Genomic DNA, 19,696 nt, shown 5'->3' on the forward strand with positions numbered 1-19,696 from the left:
TAGCTCGACCCGTCCTGGCCGAGCGAACGCCAGGCGATGACGAAGCCGCCATCCGCAAGGGCGGCCACCGCCGGCTCCTCCTGCGCGCCCACGTCATGGCTGTTGACCTGGAACGCCGCGCCGGCCGCGTTGCCGGCCGCATCGAAGCGGCGGGCGAAGACCCCGGCCCCGTCGCCGTCGGCGGAACTCCAGGCGACCAGCACGCCGCCGTCACTGAGCGCCGCCAGAACCGGAAGGTCCTGCCCGTTGCCTTCGCCCGCCACGCCCCCGCTCACCAGCGCCTCGCCGCCAAGGGCCGCGCCAGCCGCGTCATAGGCCCTCAGGTAAACGTCATGTCCCGAGCCGTCGGCCCGCGCCGAGCGCCAGACCACCACATGGCCGCCGCCGGCAAGCCCCGCCACCTGGGCAAGGTCCTGGCTGCCGGCAATCGTCTCGTTGACGAGGTCCTGCCCGCCAAGGGCCGCGCCGCCCGCATCGAAGCGCTGCTGGTACACCCCCTCCAGCGAGCCGTCGCCCGTCGACGCCCAGGTGACCACGAAACCGCCGCCGGCTAGGGCCGCCACCGCCGGCTGGCGCTGGCTGTTCGCGGTCGCCGCATTGACCCGGAACTCGGAGCCGGCCGCCGTGCCGTCCGCGTCGTAGCGCTGCGCGTAAATCCCGTAGCCGGACCCGTCCTGGCCGTTCGACGCCCACACCACCACATAGCCGCCATCGTCCAGCCGCGCCACCGCGGAGGCGTTCTGGTGGCTCGGCGTATGATCGTTCACCCCCGCCTCGCCGCCGCCGGCGGCAACCCCCACCACCGGCGCGTCGTTCACCGGCGCAACCGTCACCGTCGCCAGCGCCGACACATAGTCCGTGCCGTCGTAGACCTGGTACTGCAGCTCCGCCGTGCCGGTGAAGTTCGTATCCGGCACGAAGGTCCACGTGCCGTCGCCATTGCTGGAGACAAGGCCGCCGAGCGCCACCAGACCCACCACCGTCAGCGTGTCGCCGTCGCCGTCCGAGGCAAAGGCCAGCAGTTCCGCCTCGCTCACCACAAGCGCCGTCTCCTCCAGCGTCGAAAACACCGGCACCCCCGTCACGACAGGCAGTTCGTTCCCGCCCTCAACCGACGCAGCCTCAGCTGCACTCGCAGTCTCAACACCTGTCGTCATCATAATGTCCTCACCTTAAATCTCGATCGAAATCGGGGCTGCCCTCGCGACACGGCAGGGGCGGCAACGCATTTTCTGCAATTTCAGATTGCAGTCGATGAGACAGGATTGGACGGAATGCGACTGGATTCGCAACCGTTTCGTCACTTTTAAACTACGTTTTTCGGGGATGGTTTGCGCGGACGGCCGCTGCGCAAGAGCGCGGATTGCGGCCGGGACACCACTCGTGCCCCAGCCGCAATCTTGAGACCTATTCGCTGGTCTTGTTGTTGCGCTGCGCCGCTTCGAGCTTGGCGATGTCTTCGGCCGACAGCTTCGGGCGGTCGATGGTCAGCGTGATCCTGTCGATCTTGCCGGTAAAGGCGAAGGGCACCTGGTAGTCGGCATCGTCCACCGGCGTTCCGGTGTCGGAGCCGACGTCGAGGTTCTCGTCCCAGGCCAGGATCAGTGGAAGGGTCTTTTCCATCTTCCGGGTGGCCACGGCCTTGCCGTCGACCTTCAGCACGCCGGTGCCGGAGCGCCCGATGCCGCTCAGGCTGTTATAGGCCAGCGTTCCGATCCCGAGTCCGTCATAATTGAATTCGAACTCCAATACGTGCTTGCCGGCCGACAGCACGTCCTCGCCTTCCCAGCGAATCCGCTCGAGGTCGACCATGTTCCAGAGGAACACCGGCTTGCCCTTCAGGATGTAGAAGCCGTAGCCGGCGAACCGGCCGCCCTGCGTGATCAGCATGCCGTCGCCGCCGCCCTCCGGCACCTCGATCTCCGCCTTGAAGGTATAGGAGGCGTTCAGCACGCTTGGCGCGTCGCCGTTCGGCGTGCCGGTCAGCGGCGCGGTCCAGACGAATTCGCTGCGGCCCGCCGTGATGCTCGGCCGCGGCGTGATCAGGCGCGACGCGATCGAGGCGTCGAGCGGCATCACCTGGTATTTCGCCGCCTCCTGCCAGAAGATCGCCTCCATCTCCTTGACCTTTTCCGGATACTGGTCCGCCACGTTGTCGGCCTGCGTCCAGTCCTTCGACAGGTCGTAGAGCTCCCAGTCGGCTTTGGCCGGGTCCGGGTTCGCCGGACCGAAGGTGACCCAGGCAGGCCGGGTGACCTTGTCGCTGGCGATCCAGCCGTCATGGTAGATCGCGTAATTGCCGAACATCTCGAAATATTGCGTTCGATGGGTTGACGGCGCCTCCGCATTCGCCGCGTCGAAGGTGTAGGCCATGCTCACGCCCTCGATCGGGCTCTGCGGCACGCCCTCGACGACCTTCGGCGCCGCGATACCGGTCGCCTCCAGGATGGTCGGCACGATGTCGATGACATGGTGGAACTGGTTGCGGATGCCGCCCTTGTCCTTGATCACCTTCGGCCAGGAGATGGCAACGCCCTGCCGGATGCCGCCGAAATGCGAGGCGATCTGCTTGGTCCACAGGAAGGGCGTGTCGAAGGCCCAGGACCAGGCCACGGCCATGTGGTTGTAGGTCTCGTCCGAGCCCCAGACGTCGTAGAAGTCCTTGAGCTGCACCTCCACCGGCACCTCGATGCCGTTGAACATGGCGACCTCGTTCGGCGTGCCGACGAGCGTTCCCTCGGCGCTGCCGCCGTTGTCGCCGCTGATATAGATGATCAGCGTGTTGTCGAGCTTGCCCATGTCCTCGACGGCCTGGATGACGCGGCCGATCTCGTGGTCGGTATAGGCGAGATAGGCGGCATAGACGTCGACCTGGCGGATGAACATCTTCTTTTCGTCCGCTGTCAGCTCGTCCCAGGTCTTCAGCAGGTCGTCCGGCCAGGGCGTCAGCTTGGCGTCCTGCGGAATGACGCCGAGTTTCTTCTGATTGGCGAAGATCGTCTCGCGCAGCTTGTTCCACCCCTCGTCGAAGAGATGCATGTCGCTGATCTTCTTGATCCATTCCGGCGTCGGATGATGGGGCGCGTGGGTGCCGCCCGGCACGTAATAGACGAAGAAGGGCTGGTCGGGCGTCAGCGTGTTCACCCGGTTCATGTAGGAAATCGCCTCGTCCGCCATGGCGGTCGTCAGGTTGTAGCTCGGGTTGCCCTGGAACGGGTAGATATAGGTGGTGTTGCGGGCCAGGTTGTCGGGCTGCCACTGGTTGGTGTCGCCGCCCATGAAGCCGTAGAAATATTCGAACCCCATGCCGACCGGCCATTGATCGAACGGGCCGATCGGGCTCGCCTGGAAGGACGGCGTGTTGTGGTTCTTGCCGAACCACGACGTGCGATAGCCGTTGTCCCTCAGGATCGTGCCGATCGTCGCCTTGTCCTTGGTGATGATGCTGTCGTAGCCGGGATAGCCCGTCGCCTGTTCGGCGATGACGCCGAAGCCGACGGAATGATGGTTGCGGCCCGTGATCAGCGCCGCGCGCGTCGGCGAACACAGCGAAGTCGAATGGAAATTGGTGTAGCGCAGCCCGTCCCGGGCGATCCGGTCGAGCGCCGGCGTCGGGACCACGCCGCCGAAGGTCGACGGCGCGCCGAAGCCGACGTCATCCGTCATGATGAGAAGGATGTTGGGCACCCCTTCCGGCGGCACGATGCGCGGCGGCCAGTAGGGCGTCGATTGCATGGCGTTGCGCTCGATCGATCCGTGGAATTTCTCCGGCCAGGCCGGCAGCACCTCGCCGGGAATGGTCGTCGTCGCGCTCGGGGACCCGGGAGTTCCCGTTATTTGCTGCGCCCGTCCCGGATTCGCGCCGGCGAAGCCGAGAAACAGGACCGACAGCAAAACGTAAAGACACCAGCGTCTCATTCCGGCCTCCAACCGTTCGATGGTCGCGGGCCGTGACGCATGATCCAGGACGGAATGCGTCACGGCGCCGAACTTCGCCGGTCGGATAGGCCTGACATTTGCGCATCTATTGCCGGCTATGGTGCCGATTGCACGGATGTCCTACCCGGCCAGCCATTTCGTCAGGCAGATCGGTCACTCGACATTGGCCATGGCTTTGGCCTGGTTGATCAGTTCCTGGCACTGCGCCTCGTCGCCGGCGCTTCGTTGTTCGACCGCCCGATCGAGCAACTGGCGGACCGAATCCGCGGTCGACTGGTCCATACCGCTTTCAGAAGCCTGCTCCACGGCCTTCTCGACCTTGTCGATGTCCTCGGAGCAATCCGCGTAGGCAATCGCGGGAACGCCCAGCGTGAAAGAAGCAAGCGCAAGTGCTGCTACCAGTGTATTCGGAAACTTAGGCATGGTCCTTCCTTTCCAGTTGCTTAGTGTGGAATCGAAGCCGCTCAGATTCGCTGAAGTGATCAGCTGACCTTGACGACGGGCGGAATGACCCAGGAACCGTCGAGGATCGACGGATTGTTCTCATCGGGCCAATACAGCCGCAGCATCAGGATGAACCTGTCTGGTGGCGCCGGAAGCCAGTTCGATTCCTTGTCGGCGCCGGGGGAGGCATGCTGCAAATACAGCGTCACCGAACCGTCCGGATTGGGCTTGAGGTCTTGCCGCTCGCTGATCGAGTAACGATTGAGCGGGTTTGCGACGAAGAAATAATTCTTGTCGTACATGGTGAGGGACCAGAACCCCCGGACGGGCGGCAGCAGTCCCTTCTTGAAAGTGACCGTGTATTTTTCCGTACCCTGATAGGTCCGGTTCAGGATAATGCCGCCGGGGCCGGTCGAGGTCGGATAGACCGCATCCTGCGGCCTGTTGGCGCCAAGGCCTATCGCGGCTATGAGCGCGCGTTGGGTATAGTCGGTACCGTAGAGGCCGGTCTTGAGGGTAAATCCCCAGCCGTTGATGTTCTTGATATCGCCGCCGCTTGCCTTGAAATGCAGCATTATCTTCGCAAATCCCAGCTGCGGGATGCGCTTGGCAAAGGCGGCATCGAGCTTCGAGGCGTCGAAATCCTGACCAGGCACGATGCCGATCTTCGCCAGTTTCTCCAGCATCGGCGCGTCGGCCGCCGCGGGCGGGTTTCGCTTCATCAGGTCGCAGAACAACGAGAAAAAGCTTGTCGTATCGAGCCCGTTCACCTGATCCCGCACGGGGGTTTTCATGTCGATCTCCGGATCGACCTTCCCGGGCGGCGGCGTCCAGTCGCCTCCCCACTTGCTGAGCGGCATCAGTTTGATCTCGTCCTGGATCTTGTGGACGGCCGCGTAGTCTTCCGGCGTGCCGGTGCAGTAGATGCGCCCCAGCAGCCATACGATGCTCGTTGGCGACTTGTATTCGGTCATCCCGTCGGGAAGCGTGCCGCTCCAGCCGGGCCCGGTGATCGCCCAGGTCTGCGCGCCCGTTCCCGTGGTGCGCTTGCCGGGGACCGCAAAAACCGTCGTCCAGCCGTCGAGCATCGGGAACAGGGCATAGCGGCCATCGAGATCGGGCACGCTGACCACCCAGGGCTCGTCCCCGACATCGATGAAGGACGTCGTATAGAGCGTGTCCGCGTTCGGAGCGGTAACATCCCGGAACGAAGCGGTCGGATACTCACGCACCTTTATCAATTGCCCCATCGGGCCATGCGTTTCCTCGACCTTCGGTACATTGGTAATGACGCGACGGGTCATTTCCATCGTCACCAGGGGATAGGCAAAGGCGTAGGCATCGAGCGCCAGCCACAGATCCTCGCCGCCCTCCACAATGTCGTGCAGGGGCCCGTCAAGTGCGTTGGCGGGATACGGCATGGCTGCCGAAGCGAGGAGACCCGCGGTGCCAGCGGCAAACGAACGGCGTGACAAGGGAACCTTGAACATTACTAATTCTCCCGACATCGTTCAGTCACTCGACTGAGGCGCCATCGCACGATCACAAGCGGAAGCCGGCTCCGTTTCGCGAATGAATGTCCCGGGGCGGACGCCTTAATAGCAAGGCGGATAGGGCGGATATCCGCAAAGCGGGCGCACCGGCGCGTACGGATGGTAGTAGGGGTGATAATACGGGGCGTAGGGGTGATAGTACGGCCCGGCTCCGTACCATGCCGCGCGGCGGGCGGTACGGCGAGCGACGCCGGCATAGGACAGGGGCGTCAGCGGCCTGCCGATGATATCTATGAAGATGGAGGCGGCACCGTCCGCGCCCGCAAGGCTGCCCTCCAGCACGTCGACATCGAAGGTCAGCGTGGTGCCTTCAAGGACCGGCGACTTCAGCACGACCACTGCATCGCGGATCGCCGATCCGTCCTTGCTGAAGGCCGACACGGTGGCATTCGGCGGATCCTTGCCGAAACTGTCGTCGCCGACGTTCCATTCCTCCAGGAGATGCTCCGTCAGGGCATGACCGGCGGCGCGCACCGGGCGGTCGGCGAAGACGATTGAGTTGGCGGCAATGCCGGTAAGCGTCAGCTTGCTGCCGTCCAGGCTGGCGCCTTGCGAATTCATCACGATCAGCGAGGGCACAACTTCTGTCTTCGCCTGGCCGATTGTCTTTTGCAGGGGTATGTGCTCCTGAGGCGGCGAAGCATTCTGCGCTGATGCTATCGAAGATACGCTAATCAGACAAAGCAGTGCGATAGATTTCCTGAGGTCGACCAGCATCGCTTTCCCCATCAGGCTTTATGTTATGTAACGCTATTTGGAACTCGATTCGCATGCGCATGAACTTACGCGCAAAAAAGGAGTCACCATCCTTTGACACTGAAATCCATTGCAACAATAACTCTTTTTATAAGCCAAGTCTCTAAAAATATAACATCTTATAACTATACGTCATATATAGTGGTTGCATAGTCAATAATATGCAATCTACTATACATGTTATTTCGATTTATTCTCCGATAACTGCCGCAACAGATCTTTCGCAAAAGCCGCGCTCGGCTCCAGTTCGATCAGGCGTTCAGCGAATTTCACCCCTTCCTCCGCCCGACCATCGGCACGCAGGTAGAGCGCGGCCGCGTAAAGGCTCTCGCGGTGATAAGGGTGGGCCGACAGTACCTGCATGAGTTGGTCGACCGCCTCCCCGCGCCTTCCGGCGCCTTCCAGGCCCACGGCATAGACGTAACCGATATTGGGATCCGCGCTGCCCAGCGCCGCCGCGCGCTCCAAGGAGGCCAGCGCATCTTCCCTCCCTCCGGCCCGTACGTACCACAGGCCGAGAGCATGGTGCGCCGCCGCGGCATCGGGCACGCGCTGCACCAGCGCCTTCAGCAACGTGCCCGCGGCTTCGTCGCGACCGGTCGCGCGATAGATATCGGCAAGGGTAACCGCCGACGGCACGAAGTTCCGATCAATGGCAAGTGCCTCGATCAGTTCTGCTTCAGCCGCTTGCGTCTGACCCAGCGATACGAAGAGAACCGCGAGGTTGTGGTGCCCCTCGGGCCGGTCGGCAATGGCGCGCTGGGCGGCGATATACTCGGCAAGTCCCGCCTCGCGCTTGACCCTGACCCCATCGTCGAAACCGCTTGGATCGAAGGTAGCCAGGGCTCGCGCGGCTTCCAGACGCACGTCCATCACCGGATCGTCGAGCAGAGGCAAAAGATCCTCCAGATATTGCTGCGGCACGCTCCGATAGGCGCCGACAGCCGATCGGCGGACGAGCGGGTCCGGATCGGCAAGCAGCTTCTCGACCCGGTCCAGCATTGCCCCATCGACGATGCGGTCGAGCCACGCGAGCGCGCTCGCCCTGGCGATCGCCGGCGTTCCGGCGTCGGCGGCGAGAGCCAGCAGCGCCTCGCGACTGCCCGGCGCACCCGCGCTGCCGGCCGCAAGCGTTTCGGCGTAGGTCTGGAAGCCTTCAATCCCATCGGGATGCCAGCTTCTTACCTGTTCGGCCGCCCATTGCGCCGGCTTGTCGCCATGGCAGTTCGTACAGGCATTCGGAGTGGAGAGCGCGACGCTCAAATCGGGGCGCGGGATGCGCAGGCTATGGTCGCGGCGGCGGTCGACGACCATGTAGGTCCGCTCCGGCATGTGGCAGGAGACGCATTGCGCGCCGATGGATTCTTCCTTGTGATGATGATGGGTCGCTACGTCGAATTTTTCAGCCGCGTGGCACTGCAGGCAAACCCCGTTGCCCTCCGCCCTGAGCTTCAGGCTATGCGGTTCGTGGCAATCGCTGCAGGTAACGCCGGCCGCGAACATCCTGCTCTGGATGAAGGAGCCGTATTCATAGACCTCGTCACGGATCTGTCCGTCGGGGAAATAGAGGCCGTCCTCCAGCAGCATCACATGATGGCGGTCGCCGATTGGAGCGCCGGGATCCGCATCGGCGCGCAACACCGCACGGCGCGCATGACAAAAGGCGCAGGTTTCCACTTCGCGGGCCATTTCGCGCGGACGGCTGCGGGTGCTGTTGCCCGTGGCGGGATCGAGCGCCCAGACCACGCCATCGCGTTCGTTGAGCAGGTTGACGAGCCCCCTGGCGGGATCGTCGCCTCCGCCTTTGCCCTGCCGCGCCCAGGCAACATGATCCGAGCCCGGGCCGTGGCAGCTTTCGCAGGCGACATTGATTTCCGAATAGGTCGTTGAGTAGGCTCTCGTATTCGGATCGAAGTTGCGGCGCAGATTGGTGGAGTGGCAATCGGCGCACATGTAGTTCCAGTTCTGTTGCAGCCCGGTCCAGTGCAGCTCGTCGCCGGCCAGGATCGTCTCGCCGGGATAGAGGTAATACCAGCGCTGGCCGCCCTCTTTTTCCGGCCGGCTGTCCCAGGCGAATGGAAGAGCCTGCAGGCGCCCTTTCGGCAGCCCCACCAGGTATTGCTGCAGCGGCTCGACGCCGAAGGTGAACCTCACCTCGAAATCGGCGTCCTTCCCGTCCGGCCCGTCGGTTCGGACCATGAAGCGCTCGCCTTGCCGGAAGAATTTCGCCTTGCTGGGACCGTGCGTGGCTTCGCGATCCGCGAAATCGCCGAGCACGGTTGCCTCGTTCGCATGCTGCATGGCAAGCGCATGATGCGAACCTTCCCACAGCCGGCCCTCCTCGGCATGACAGGCCGCACATGTTTCGGCGCCCACATAGCTTGCATGCTCAGTGGCCGCACGATCGGGAGTCGAGACGCCGGCTTTTTCTCCGCCGCCCGTTCCCTCGGCAAGGCCGGGGCCGAACAGCTGACCGAGCGCCAGGACGGTTGCAAATACGAGTGCTGCCGCAGAGATAGAACTGGCAAAAACCCGCATTTGATCGCGCTCCGGGTCAAATCCGAACGATTCTCATCTGTAACCAAATAGACACATCTGCAAAGAACGTTTGTTCCAGCAAATCACGGAATCCATTCCGCGAAAAGCCGGAACCCCTTATTCTTCTTCAATATTTTCGACAAACGCCGCCTGTCTACCTTCGATGAAAGCCTCCCCGGCGGCAGATCGCATTCTTGGAAGAACATCGCGCTAAACGTAGAGTTTCATTTCCTTCTAGGTTAGGTGCGCGCCAAATGCCTCAATTTCCCAGCCACGAGATTTTGCGATCCTTTCTTCGATCCGCTCTGGTTGCGGTATTCGCCGCGATGCTCTTCGCGGCTGAAGCCGATGCCGCCGACTATGGCGCCTCCGCTCAACCGACTGAGGAAAAGCCGCTGATCGAGTCCGGCTGGGAATTCCAGGCAACGCTCTATCTCTGGGCAACGGCCCTTACCGGCACAGTCGGCATCGGCAATCTTCCCGATGCCGACGTCGACATCAGCTTTGCGGATATCCTTGAGGACCTGGATGCCGCGGTGATGGGCGCCTTTCTCGCAAAGAATGGCGATTGGCTCTTTCTCGCCGATCTCGTCTATTCCGATCTATCGACCCGCACGACGCTGAATGTCGCGAATTCGCCGACGCTGAAATTGAGCCAGACGCTGCTGATTGCCTCGGCCGTCGGCGGCTACGAACTCCCGCTGGGCCATCCCGACCTGGACCTCAGCGTCACCGCGGGCGTGCGCTACCAGCGCCTGACGACAGAGACGACCCTGAAATCCGGTGTCTTTCCCATCAGCGTCGAGACGGACATAACCGAGGACTGGGTCGACCCGGTCGTGGGCTTCCTTTTGCACTACGACATAAACGATCGCTGGTTCGTGAACGCGATCGCCGATGTCGGCGGTTTTGGCGTCGGTTCCCAGTTCACCACACAGGGTTTCCTGACCGTCGGCTACAACTGGACGGACACGGTTTCGACCGCTTTTGGCTACCGGGCTCTCTACACGGACTACGAGTCAGGCAGCGGAGCGAACAGGTTCGAATACGAAACCACCTTGCACGGGCCGTTCCTGAGCATCGGCATCCATTTTTAGGCAAGGTCAGTCAGTTTATCTGCTCGATATCCGCAGCCATGTCGGGCACCAGCCTGACGCGATAGGATGCATTCTCGCATTCGAGCGTCCACACCTCGCTGTCGGGGCCGGACTGGCTTTCGTCCCGCTCGGCGCTCTTCGGCGCTTCGCAGGTGTGTCCCTGCTCGCGCACCTGCGCGGCAATGAGGTCCTTCGGGTTTTCCTGGTCGCCGACCAGTGTCGCGGCCGCAAGAGGCAGGACCGGCATGCTTGCCGCCACGCCCGCGAGCACCAGGACCCGAACCATTGCAGACCTGACCTTCACCGTCTTCATAGCACCCTCATGCATTGCTCGAAGCTGATTTGATGAAGCCTATCACAAAGGTAGGCAGGCACCCGTAGAAGTTTTTCCTCCAATCTTGATCGATAATTTCCGCAAGGTATCATTTATTCAATTCGCCTGCCGACTTGCACCTGGCATCCGATATCCGGCAAATGACCTGATCAATTCCCGGCGTCCCGCGTGCAATCTGCAGGATATGCTTTCCGCGAATGCGCTCCCGGGAGGTTTGACCTGTGGCCGAGCGAAATCCTCGCATGCCTTACCTGGAGCATATCCTTGCAACGGGCTTGCCGGGATCGCCGCCCTGCCCTGGTCCCATCGCGCCGTCCGGAACGTCGTGAGGTTCTTCAAATGAATTCAGCAGGCTTTCGGCTTCTAATTCTTGGCGTTGCGGTCTTGTTCGTAGCCGCGTCGAAGGGGCCCGGCGCACCGCCGGTCAACGCCCAAACGACGACGCCAAGCTTCGATTGCGCCAGGACCGACAGCGAGATCGAGACCCTCGTCTGTTCCGACGAAAGGCTCGCTGGCCTCGACGCAATGATGGCGGAAACCTTCACGGCCGCCGTCGCGGCCCTTGACGGCGCCGCCGACCAGGAGGAAGCGACGAACCGCCTCAAGGCCGAGCAGCGCGGCTGGATCAAGGGCCGCAACGACTGCTGGAAGGCCACCGACAGGCAGGCCTGTGTTTGGGATAGCTATGAAAGACGGATCGCCTTTCTGGAAGCCCGCTATTTTCTGGCCGACGCCTCAGACCCCGTCTTCTACGAATGCGAGAACGATCCGGCGAATGAGATCGTCGCGACATTTGTGAGCGGCAGCCTCCCCTCCGTCCGGCTGGAGCGGGGCGATGCCGTGGAAATCGGCGTCCTGTCCCCTTCCGCATCCGGTTCCCGGTATGAAGGGACGTTCGGCATCGTATTCTGGACCAAGGGCGACGAGGCGCTCGTCGAATGGCCACAGGGGAATTCCTTCTCCTGCGTGGTCAGGCAGCAGTGACGATGGCGTGCGTGCGACCGCCGCTTCGTTATCATCTGGAAAATAGAACATCTGGTCGTCTTGCCCTCTGGTTATCAGAACATAGACGAGAGTGCATCTAGAGCCCGTAGGCCTGGTCGATATTCGATCCCTTGCGGAAGCCCTCCGCGAGCTTGGCGACGACCTCCCGCGCGGTGGTGATCTCGTTGACGAGACCCACGCCCTGGCCCGCATAGAGGCTCAGCTTGTCGGCCATCTTGCCGTTGTCGACCTGGCGGATGCCGCCGCCCATGAAGCGCAGCAGGTTCCAGCCGCCGGCCCCCGTGATGGCCCGGTGCGGCGTGCCGTATTTCCAGCCGTAGGAATAGCCGGTCTTGAACTTGGGATCGTCCGTGCCCGCACCGACCAGCTTCTGCTTGTAGGCATCGTGCGTGTCGCATTCCTTGCAGGTCAGGAAGATCGTGCCGCACCAGATCCCTTCCGCCCCCAGGCAGCGTATCGCGCGCACCGCCCGGCTGTCGCTGATTGCGCCCGCGGCGATCACGGGCCGGCCTTCGGCGATGTCCACAACGGCAGGCAACAGCGCCATCAGCCCCACGCGGCCACGGATATGGCCACCGGATTCAATGCCTTGCGCGATGATCATGTCGGCGCCGTCCTTGACGGCCTTGCGCGCCTCCTTGACGGAGCCGACCTGCACCGCCGTCACGATGCCGGCATCCCTGGCCCGCGGGATCGTATCCTCGAAGTCGCCGTAGAAGAGCGAAAGCACCTTCGGCTTTTCTTCCAGCACGACCTTGAAGGAGGCCTCGAAGACTTCCGGCCCGCCATATTGCGGCACCAGATTGACGCCGAAGGGCTTGTCCGTCAGGTCCCGGGTTTCCTGGATCCAGCGGCGCAGCACCTTGGAGGGAACGCGCAATCCGCCGAGATGGCCAAGACCGCCGGCTTCGCTGACTTCGGCGACGAGTTTCGGCCCGGACAGGCCGGCCATGCCCGCCTGAAACACGGGAACGGCGATACCGCAGAGCTCCGACGCCCGTGTCGACAGGTATTGATCGCTATCGGCCGTCCAGAGACTTGCCAGGGCTTCGGCCGACTGGGCGGCGCTTGATGTCGTGCTCATGTTGGTCTCCCCCAATCTCAAATAGAGATAAATGAAGGTGGCTAATCCCGTAAAGTGATGATATTAGAATGGTGCCATCTGTTCGGGAGAACGATATGGAAATCCGGGCCCTGAAGACCTTCCTCACTGTCGCCGAACTCGGCACGGTCTCCCACGCTTCCAAGAAGCTGAACTGCGTGCAGTCGAACGTGACCTCGCGCATCAAGGCGCTCGAGGACGAACTTGGCGTCGAGCTGTTCGCCAGAAGCCGCAACGGCATGATGCTGACCCCGGCCGGCGCCTTCTTCCGCGACTATGCCCAGGCGGTGATCGACGCCGAAACCGCGGCCGTCGCCTCGGTCAGGAATTTCTCGAACGCGATCAGGCTGATCCGCATCGGCAGCATGGAATCGACGCTCGCGATCCGCCTGCCCTCCTTCATCGCCGAATTCCGGGCGGCCAACCCTTCCGTCAAGCTGGAGCTCTGTTCCGGGCCGACCGACGATCTCATCCCGCTCGTTCTCGACCGGAAGATCGATGTCGCCTTCATCGGCGGCCAGTTCCGTCACCCGGACCTCGATGCCGAAATCGCCTTTTCGGAAGAGATGGTGCTCGTTACCGACAAGAGCATTTCCCATCCGGGCGCGGTCGGCTCCATGCCGCTCATCGTCTTCAAGCCGGGCTGCTCCTATCGCACCTATGCGCAGGGCTGGATGCGGAAATCGGGCCTTGCGCCCAATGACGTGATCGAGCTGGGCACGCTGGAGGGCATTCTCGGCTGCGTCGCGTCCGGCGTCGGCGCCACGCTGCTGCCGCGCTCGGTCGTAGAAAGCAGCCGCCATCGCCCGATCGTCAACATTCATGCATTGAACGACCCGGACCGCTTCATCGACACCTATGCGGTCCGCAACGCCACCGCTCCCGCCAACGGCGCAACGGACGCTTTCATCGATCTCGTCTGCCGCGCCCGGACGACGCCGGAGATCATCACGCCCGATTTCGGGCAACGGCGCCCGGCCTGATGACAGGGGCCAAACGGCTCGTTCGGTTTCTGCGATGGGACCGTTCTTTTATTGCTGTCTATATTCCCACGCATCGTTCGGTAGAATTTTGGAGATTGTCTTCCTGAACGAGTAGAGAAAATGCAGATCAAGGATACCGGACTGGCGTTTGGCGTTGTAACCATCATCTGCCACTGGACCGGAGCACTGCTTCTGCCGGGCTTTCTTCTTCTGGCGCTTGTGACTTTCGCCGGAAGCGGATCGCCAACGCCGGAAGAGCTGGCAACCGTAACCACGCTCAGCTTTCTGAGCCTGCTGCTCTTCTCGTTCCGCATCTACTGGCGGCTGAAACATTACCACCCCATGCCGCTTGGCGGCGCGAAGCCCGTCGAGGTGATCGTCGGTCGCTGCGTGGCTTTCGGCCTTCTCGTCGCAGGTGTCGTCCTGCCGCTGATCCTGTGGGCCGCGCTCTCGGCAAGCGGCCTGCCCTATGTCGTCTTCGGCCTCGCCTTCCCGTCCATCTGGGCGCAGGGGGAGACCGCGTCCCTGCTGCTGACCATCCTGTTCTGGATGGGCGTGACCGCCTTCACGCTCGGCTTCCTGCTGCATCTGTTCGGCGCCTACAAGCATCAGATCGTGCTGAAGGACGACGCCGTGTTTCGCCTGATGGGCAAGCGCATCGAGCTTTGAAATCAGCCGGTTACGGCAGCAGCCCCCGGCTGCTGCCGTAACCGGTTTTGTTTCAGTGGCCTTCGGTCAGCACGATCTGGAAGCCTTCGAACTGCGGGCCTCCGAGATAGAGCGGCTTGTTCTGGCCGGCATTCTTGTGCGCGTTCTTGAAGTGGTCTGACTTCGTCCAGTCCAGGAAGTGATCGTAGCTCTGCCAGATCGTATGCGAGGCATAGAGCGTATGATCCTCCGCCTCCGGCCCCTTGAGCAGGTGGAACTCAACGAATCCCGGCACCTCCTTCAAATAGCGGTCGCGCGTCCTCCAGGCCGTTTCGAACTGCTCCTCCGAGCCCGATTTCACCTTGAAACGGTTCATTGCGATATACATCAGTTGGTCCTTTTCGCTGTTCGGGCTTTCGCCCCTGGGGTCCTGACCTAGTTGCTTTCAAAATGAACGGGCACCGTGAAGGTCAGCGGTACCCTGGTGATCTCGCCAGGCACGCCCGGCATGGGCGCCGCCCGGCGAATGAGTGCCAGAGCGGCTTCATCCAGCGCCGCATGGCCTGAGGAACGCGCGACTTTCGCCGTCATGACGGAACCGTCGCGCAGGATGGTGAACCTCAGATGCACGGTGCCGCCGTCGCGACGGGAACGCGGGCTTGGAAGCTTGCGTTTTGCGCGCTGCAACTTCCGCAATACCTGGCCCTGATAATTCGAAAAGGCGGCCTGACCGCCATCGCTGCCGGTCGCCTCCGCGCGCCCTGCTTCCGTGGCTGTCGCCACTTCGGCGGTTTTTGTCTCTGCGCCCTTGCGGGATGCGATATCGCCTCCCTTTCGCCTGGCGTCCCTTGGCTTTTCCGTGCCTGGCTTTTCCTTGCGCGGCGATTTCGGCAGCTTCGGCTTCGCCGTCGGCCGCGCTTCGACAAGCCGGACAGGTTCCGGCAGGGCCGCCTGACCGCTCGCCGGTTGCTGCAATTCAGCAGGCGCTTTCACTGTAGGAAGCTCCTGCCTGGGCGGAACGGGCCCGGACGACGACGCTTCCACCGGCGCGGCCGCCGATCGCGGGGGCTCAGACACGGGCGCTGCGGCCTTCTCTTCACGCACCTCCTCCGTCCCGCCTTCCACCAGATCGGCGAGGGAACCCGCGATCGCGACCTCGCCTCCCTGCACGGCGCTGCGTTCCGCGACAGCGGGTGGAACGGCCACGCCTGAAAATGCGACGAGATGCGCGACTGCCGACAGGGCCAAACACAGGGCGACCAGCCTGCCTTCGCTCATGGCGTCGCCTTGCGGGTCAGCAGCACGATGTTTGCCACCCCCGCCTGTCGCGCTGCCCGCAACACGCTTTTCAGGCCTCCGGCGGCAAGCTCCTCGTCCGCCGCAATCTTCAACGGCCTGTCTTCCCCGGCCCGCGCGGCGAGAAGCGCCAGCAGCGTTTCGTCAGTCAATTCCTCGCCGTCATGCCAGGCATTTCCGGCGGCATCGACGACAAGCGCGTCATCCGACGTGTTTCGGTCCCGCTGCGTCAACGAGGTTGGCGCGGTCACGCCACGAGCGTCGTCCTTTTCCAGCGAGCCGGCGAAAAGGAAAAAGATCAGCATCAGGAAGACGACATTGATGAGGGGGATGGTGGTTTCCCTGCCCTGCCGCCGCTCGAAAGGCTTCAGCCGCAAATTTCACTCTCCCGCAATCAATACGCCGGCAAGGCCGACATCCGACACCCGGTCCATGACCGAGACGATGTCCTGCACCTTCGCCTCTTCTTCCGCGACGATCGCGACGGTCCGGCGTCCTTCCGCCTTCAGCGCCGCCAGGCGCCAAGCAAGGTCTTCGGGCGATAGTTCCAAGCCATCGAGCTCGAACCGGGCGGCGGAGTGGATGCGCAGCAGCGGCGGCGGCTCGGCTCGCGCGCCGGGTCCCGTTCCGGACAAAGGGGCGGCCTGATAGCGGGAGAAAGTGGAGGCCAGCATGAAGAACAGAAGCAGAAGGAAGATCACGTCGATCAGCGAGGTGAGGCCGATCGGCCGCCGCTTCGCCGGCAATCGCTCAAGACGCATGGCGCTTGCCGCCCTGTCCGCCGATTGCCACAACCTTTTCCGGCGTGCGCCGTTCGGCCCGCATGCCGGTGAATAAGGCGGTCGCCAGATCTTCCATCGCCAGCTGTTCACGCTCGATCCGCCCGTCGCACCAGCCGACGAAAGCCGATGTCGGGATCGCCACCGCCAGGCCGACGGCGGTCGTCAGCAGCGCCACCCAGATACCGCCGGCGAGCACGGAGGAGTCCACCTCCGTGCCCGCCTGCTGCATGGCGCGGAACGCCTCGATCATGCCGAGCACCGTGCCGAACAATCCGATCAGCGGCGCCGTCTGCGCGATCATGTCGAGAGCGCGCAGATATGAGCGCAGGCCGCTTAGCCGGTTGACGCAGATGCGTTCGACATCTTCGCGAAGGAGGACTTCCGCGCCGCGACCCGGCTCCGACGCCGCGATCAGGCCTCGCAGCAGCCCGCCCAGCATCGACCTGTCCGCCGCAACCTTTCTCGCGGCCCCATCCACGTCGCCGTCGAGAGCGGACCGCAGTGCCGTACGGGCGCGGCCGTGACGTCCCACGCCCGCCAGCCGGAAGTGAACGAGCTTGGCAAGCGCAAGCGCCACCGAGACGACCGACAGGCTGCCGAGCAGGATAACCACCGGACCGCCTGTCCTGGCCAGATCGATCAGCGGCCGCAGCGACAGGTCCACAAGAGGCAGGATCTCCTCGACCATGCGGAGCTCTCCTTGGGATACGGGATGGAAGATCCGGCTTCGATCAGCCGCCGAGCCGGGTGCGCAAAGTGAACTTCACCGCAAGCCCCGCCGACGGATCGCTGTCGAGATAGGGCGTGTAATCCTCGTTGAAGAGGTTATCGACGTTGAGGCCGAGCGTGAGATCGTCGCGCGGCGAATAGTCGGCGAAGAGATTGACGACGTTGTAGGCATCGCTCGGCGGGGTGACCGTTACCCTGTCCTGGGCGGCGACCGCTTCCCACTGGATGCCGAAGATCGCCTTGTCCTCCAGCGCGCGGAAGCCGAGCGTGGTCACCAGCTTGTCGGCCGGAATGCTGTCGAGCGGGGCGCCGGTCTGGCGATCCTCGCCGCGCTGATGCTGGCCCGCGATGCCGACGAAGGCCCAGCCCGCGTCGTAGTTGATTTCAAGCTCGACACCCTCGATCCGCGCATTGGCGATGTTCTGGTATTGCATGCAGAAGCCCGGACACGGCACCACGCCGATATCGATGAAATCGTCGACGTCGTTGCGGAAAACGGCTGCCTTCATGCGCAGGCGGTCGCCGGCGGCGAACAGGTCGTCGCGGCTCACGTTCAGGCCGGCCTCGATCGTGTGCGCCGTCTCGGGCCTCAGGTCCGGATTGGGCAGGATGTCGAAGGCCGGAAACGGATGCGTGCCTGCGATCAGGGTTTCGGTGATCGACGGCGCCCGGTAGCCTTCCGCATAGGTCGAATAGAGCTGTATACCGTGCAGGGTCGTCGTCTCGAAAGGCGAGACGCCGACCGTGATCTTCGGCGACACTCGCTGGCCGGACGACGAGTTGCCGCCGCCGTCGAGGTCATAGCCATCGAAGCGCAAGGCGCCGATGACCTCCAGCCAGTCCGAATAGCCCACCGCATCCTGCACGAACGCGCCATAGACGGTGCGCTCGCCGTTCGGCGTGAAGAGCGCGCCCGTGCCCACTGCATCGGTCACTTCCACATCGTCGAAGAAGGCATCCGTGCCGACAGTCAGGGCGTGCTCAAGTATGCCGGTGTCGAACCGCGCCGTGTTGTTGACATCGAACCCGACTGTATCGATGCGGAAATTGCGGTCGTTGCCGGCAAGTGCGCCGGTCAGGTAGGTCTGATCGAGATCCGTATTGGTCCAATAGGTGCTTACCGCGAAATCCAGCCAGTCATGATCCGGCGACTGGAAGCGATAGGTCGCCGTCAGCGTGTTGTCGGCAACCTCGTTGTCGTAGTTCGTCGAGGCCGGATCGCCGGACCTGTATTCGCTGTAGTTGGTAACTGCGCCCAAGACCAATGAATGACCGTTGCCCGGATCGACTTCGGCCTTCAGGAGGCCGGCGGCGATTTCATTGCCGGAATTGAAGACCTGATCGCCATTGCCGTCCTCGTAGTTCCAGTTGTTGCGATAGACGACACCGCCCAGGGCGGAGAACGTGTCGGTGAAGCGCCGCGCGCCGGTCAGTCCCAGCGCGAAACCGTTGTTCGTGTCATACTGGCTGAAGCTTTCCAGCGCCCACCTCTGGCCCTCCTCCAGGAAGGTGGACGGCCGCTTGGTCTCGAAACTGACGACGCCGCCGATCGCGCCCGACCCGTAGAGATTGGCTACCGGTCCGCGCACGATGGTTGCGGTATCGAGGAATTCCGGCTCGAAGAAGAACGATCCGTCGCCGAGACTGTGGCCGCTGGCCTGGAAATTCTGCCGCGCACCGTCAATGGTCACCGCCACCCGGCCGAAGCCCTGCAGGCCGCGGATATTGATCGCGGCCGCAGGGGAATCGGCGACTTCCTGCACCGCCACGCCCGGCACCGACCGCAGCACGTCGGAAATGCGGCTCGCCTCCTGCAGCTTGACGACTTCATCGGTCACCACGCTTTCGGATGCCAGCGCATCGACGGCAGCACCTTGCGTGCGCGTCGCGCTGATCGTCACCGTATCGAGCGGAATCGCGTTGTCGTCTTCAGCCCTGGCATCATGTGCAAACGGCAGGCCGGCAATCGCCGCGCCGCCAAGCAGCAGCCCGGCGCGCCTGTTGAGAGGTCGCATACCACGTCTCTTTCTTCTTGAACGGAAAGGCTGGCTGGCGACCCGTACCGGCAGACCCGTCAGGGGCGGGAGCGAGGGAGGCTTGCTTATTCTTCGGAAGGCCTGAACAGGCCCGCCCGCTTCGAAAAACCGCGAAAGATGCGTTTGTCCGTCGCCGGGCGTTGCGTTCCTACAAAAACATGAGTATTTGAGTCAAGAAATTTGTTGCGAATGACTCGCAATTTAGAACCCTTAAAAACTAACTGAAAACAATGGGAGATTGCCGGACCATGGTGCGCTCCGCCCCGCCGCCCACGCCGAGAACATCGGCCACGCCCCTTCCTTCCCGCCCTTCGCCGCTGACCATCGACAGCCGCGCGCTGTTCCAGGGCAGCCGCGAAATCCGCATCGCCCATGACGGCACGATCTACCGGCTGACGATCACCCGGCTGAACAAGCTGATCCTGACGAAATGAGGCCCGGCATGCTCGCGCTC

The 19,696-nt window shown here is 63.0% G+C and carries 19 protein-coding genes; 5 read left to right on the top strand and 14 right to left on the bottom strand.

Going from position 1 to position 19,696, the window contains the following annotated elements; all coding sequences use genetic code 11:
• The 6 genes from H2509_RS03350 to H2509_RS03375 form a co-directional block, all read right to left on the bottom strand.
• Nucleotides 1–1,157 (bottom strand): cadherin-like domain-containing protein (locus H2509_RS03350; protein WP_182162297.1); only part of this gene is annotated, 1,157 nt, incomplete at its 3' end.
• Nucleotides 1,158–1,407: 250 nt separating this feature from the next.
• A complete protein-coding gene (locus tag H2509_RS03355) occupies nucleotides 1,408–3,918 on the bottom strand; it encodes a sulfatase-like hydrolase/transferase (protein ID WP_182162299.1) in 2,511 nt (836 codons plus the stop codon).
• A gap of 174 nt (nucleotides 3,919–4,092) precedes the next feature.
• Nucleotides 4,093–4,362 (bottom strand): hypothetical protein, encoded by a 270-nt coding sequence (locus H2509_RS03360; protein ID WP_182162301.1) that lies wholly within the window; start codon nucleotides 4,360–4,362, stop codon nucleotides 4,093–4,095.
• Nucleotides 4,363–4,421: 59 nt separating this feature from the next.
• On the bottom strand, nucleotides 4,422–5,873 hold the full coding sequence (locus tag H2509_RS03365) for a DUF1254 domain-containing protein (protein WP_182162303.1): 1,452 nt from the start codon (nucleotides 5,871–5,873) through the stop codon (nucleotides 4,422–4,424).
• Nucleotides 5,874–5,978: 105 nt separating this feature from the next.
• Nucleotides 5,979–6,515, bottom strand: a complete 537-nt coding sequence (locus tag H2509_RS03370; protein ID WP_408022660.1) for a hypothetical protein — start codon at nucleotides 6,513–6,515, stop codon at nucleotides 5,979–5,981.
• 357 nt (nucleotides 6,516–6,872) lie between these two features.
• Entirely contained in the window at nucleotides 6,873–9,230 is a 2,358-nt protein-coding gene (locus tag H2509_RS03375; protein WP_182162305.1) for a multiheme c-type cytochrome, read from the bottom strand.
• Between the two features lie 326 nt (nucleotides 9,231–9,556).
• On the opposite strand from H2509_RS03375, the gene H2509_RS03380 reads away from it, so the two are divergent.
• Nucleotides 9,557–10,327, top strand: a complete 771-nt coding sequence (locus H2509_RS03380) for a hypothetical protein (protein ID WP_182162307.1) — start codon at nucleotides 9,557–9,559, stop codon at nucleotides 10,325–10,327.
• Between the two features lie 10 nt (nucleotides 10,328–10,337).
• Here the strand turns inward: H2509_RS03380 and H2509_RS03385 are convergent, their stop codons facing one another.
• A complete protein-coding gene (locus tag H2509_RS03385) occupies nucleotides 10,338–10,640 on the bottom strand; it encodes a hypothetical protein (RefSeq protein ID WP_235974660.1) in 303 nt (100 codons plus the stop codon).
• A 405-nt stretch (nucleotides 10,641–11,045) separates the two neighbouring features.
• On the opposite strand from H2509_RS03385, the gene H2509_RS03390 reads away from it, so the two are divergent.
• Nucleotides 11,046–11,645: an MliC family protein gene (locus tag H2509_RS03390; RefSeq protein ID WP_209001774.1), complete on the top strand. Its 600-nt coding sequence runs from the start codon at nucleotides 11,046–11,048 to the stop codon at nucleotides 11,643–11,645.
• Between the two features lie 97 nt (nucleotides 11,646–11,742).
• On the opposite strand, the gene H2509_RS03395 is transcribed toward H2509_RS03390, so the two are convergent.
• Nucleotides 11,743–12,750 (bottom strand): NAD(P)H-dependent flavin oxidoreductase, encoded by a 1,008-nt coding sequence (locus H2509_RS03395; RefSeq protein WP_182162311.1) that lies wholly within the window; start codon nucleotides 12,748–12,750, stop codon nucleotides 11,743–11,745.
• A 95-nt stretch (nucleotides 12,751–12,845) separates the two neighbouring features.
• Between H2509_RS03395 and H2509_RS03400 the strand changes: the two genes are divergently transcribed.
• Nucleotides 12,846–13,751 (top strand): LysR family transcriptional regulator, encoded by a 906-nt coding sequence (locus tag H2509_RS03400; RefSeq protein ID WP_182162313.1) that lies wholly within the window; start codon nucleotides 12,846–12,848, stop codon nucleotides 13,749–13,751.
• Between the two features lie 120 nt (nucleotides 13,752–13,871).
• Complete coding sequence (locus tag H2509_RS03405) at nucleotides 13,872–14,420, top strand: cytochrome b (RefSeq protein WP_182162315.1); 549 nt, start codon at nucleotides 13,872–13,874, stop codon at nucleotides 14,418–14,420.
• Nucleotides 14,421–14,472: 52 nt separating this feature from the next.
• Here the strand turns inward: H2509_RS03405 and H2509_RS03410 are convergent, their stop codons facing one another.
• The 6 genes from H2509_RS03410 to H2509_RS03435 are packed head-to-tail and all read right to left on the bottom strand — an operon-like array spanning nucleotide 14,473 to nucleotide 19,221.
• The gene (locus H2509_RS03410; protein WP_182162317.1) at nucleotides 14,473–14,787 is read right to left on the bottom strand and encodes an antibiotic biosynthesis monooxygenase family protein; all 315 of its coding nucleotides are present in this window, start codon (nucleotides 14,785–14,787) and stop codon (nucleotides 14,473–14,475) included.
• Between the two features lie 47 nt (nucleotides 14,788–14,834).
• Complete coding sequence (locus tag H2509_RS03415; protein WP_182162319.1) at nucleotides 14,835–15,677, bottom strand: energy transducer TonB; 843 nt, start codon at nucleotides 15,675–15,677, stop codon at nucleotides 14,835–14,837.
• On the bottom strand, nucleotides 15,674–16,072 hold the full coding sequence (locus H2509_RS03420; protein WP_182162321.1) for an ExbD/TolR family protein: 399 nt from the start codon (nucleotides 16,070–16,072) through the stop codon (nucleotides 15,674–15,676). Before H2509_RS03420 ends, H2509_RS03415 begins: the two co-directional genes overlap by 4 nt.
• A 3-nt stretch (nucleotides 16,073–16,075) precedes the next feature.
• The gene (locus H2509_RS03425; protein ID WP_182162323.1) at nucleotides 16,076–16,456 is read right to left on the bottom strand and encodes an ExbD/TolR family protein; all 381 of its coding nucleotides are present in this window, start codon (nucleotides 16,454–16,456) and stop codon (nucleotides 16,076–16,078) included.
• Nucleotides 16,446–17,165, bottom strand: coding sequence for a MotA/TolQ/ExbB proton channel family protein (locus tag H2509_RS03430; protein WP_182162325.1), 720 nt, complete (start codon nucleotides 17,163–17,165; stop codon nucleotides 16,446–16,448). The genes H2509_RS03425 and H2509_RS03430 overlap by 11 nt, the downstream gene beginning before the upstream one ends.
• 43 nt (nucleotides 17,166–17,208) lie before the next feature.
• Complete coding sequence (locus tag H2509_RS03435; protein ID WP_182162327.1) at nucleotides 17,209–19,221, bottom strand: TonB-dependent hemoglobin/transferrin/lactoferrin family receptor; 2,013 nt, start codon at nucleotides 19,219–19,221, stop codon at nucleotides 17,209–17,211.
• A gap of 269 nt (nucleotides 19,222–19,490) precedes the next feature.
• Between H2509_RS03435 and hemP the strand changes: the two genes are divergently transcribed.
• On the top strand, nucleotides 19,491–19,676 hold the full coding sequence (gene hemP, locus H2509_RS03440) for a hemin uptake protein HemP (RefSeq protein WP_182162329.1): 186 nt from the start codon (nucleotides 19,491–19,493) through the stop codon (nucleotides 19,674–19,676).
• Nucleotides 19,677–19,696 lie beyond the last annotated feature (20 nt).

This window comes from Stappia albiluteola, from assembly GCF_014050225.1.
Lineage (GTDB): Bacteria > Pseudomonadota > Alphaproteobacteria > Rhizobiales > Stappiaceae > Hongsoonwoonella > Hongsoonwoonella albiluteola.

Excerpts from the sequence above, each read along its gene's own strand:
- H2509_RS03355 (WP_182162299.1), bottom strand. The coding sequence starts at position 3,918 with ATGAGACGCTGGTGTCTTTACGTTTTGCTGTCGGTCCTGTTTCTCGGC.
- H2509_RS03375 (WP_182162305.1), bottom strand. The coding sequence starts at position 9,230 with ATGCGGGTTTTTGCCAGTTCTATCTCTGCGGCAGCACTCGTATTTGCA.
- H2509_RS03430 (WP_182162325.1), bottom strand. The coding sequence starts at position 17,165 with ATGGTCGAGGAGATCCTGCCTCTTGTGGACCTGTCGCTGCGGCCGCTG.
- H2509_RS03380 (WP_182162307.1), top strand. The coding sequence starts at position 9,557 with ATGCTCTTCGCGGCTGAAGCCGATGCCGCCGACTATGGCGCCTCCGCT.
- H2509_RS03405 (WP_182162315.1), top strand. The coding sequence starts at position 13,872 with ATGCAGATCAAGGATACCGGACTGGCGTTTGGCGTTGTAACCATCATC.
- H2509_RS03400 (WP_182162313.1), top strand. The coding sequence starts at position 12,846 with ATGGAAATCCGGGCCCTGAAGACCTTCCTCACTGTCGCCGAACTCGGC.
- hemP (WP_182162329.1), top strand. The coding sequence starts at position 19,491 with ATGGTGCGCTCCGCCCCGCCGCCCACGCCGAGAACATCGGCCACGCCC.
- H2509_RS03360 (WP_182162301.1), bottom strand. The coding sequence starts at position 4,362 with ATGCCTAAGTTTCCGAATACACTGGTAGCAGCACTTGCGCTTGCTTCT.
- H2509_RS03435 (WP_182162327.1), bottom strand. The coding sequence starts at position 19,221 with ATGCGACCTCTCAACAGGCGCGCCGGGCTGCTGCTTGGCGGCGCGGCG.
- H2509_RS03425 (WP_182162323.1), bottom strand. The coding sequence starts at position 16,456 with ATGCGTCTTGAGCGATTGCCGGCGAAGCGGCGGCCGATCGGCCTCACC.
- H2509_RS03415 (WP_182162319.1), bottom strand. The coding sequence starts at position 15,677 with ATGAGCGAAGGCAGGCTGGTCGCCCTGTGTTTGGCCCTGTCGGCAGTC.
- H2509_RS03365 (WP_182162303.1), bottom strand. The coding sequence starts at position 5,873 with ATGTTCAAGGTTCCCTTGTCACGCCGTTCGTTTGCCGCTGGCACCGCG.
- H2509_RS03395 (WP_182162311.1), bottom strand. The coding sequence starts at position 12,750 with ATGAGCACGACATCAAGCGCCGCCCAGTCGGCCGAAGCCCTGGCAAGT.
- H2509_RS03410 (WP_182162317.1), bottom strand. The coding sequence starts at position 14,787 with ATGTATATCGCAATGAACCGTTTCAAGGTGAAATCGGGCTCGGAGGAG.
- H2509_RS03385 (WP_235974660.1), bottom strand. The coding sequence starts at position 10,640 with ATGAAGACGGTGAAGGTCAGGTCTGCAATGGTTCGGGTCCTGGTGCTC.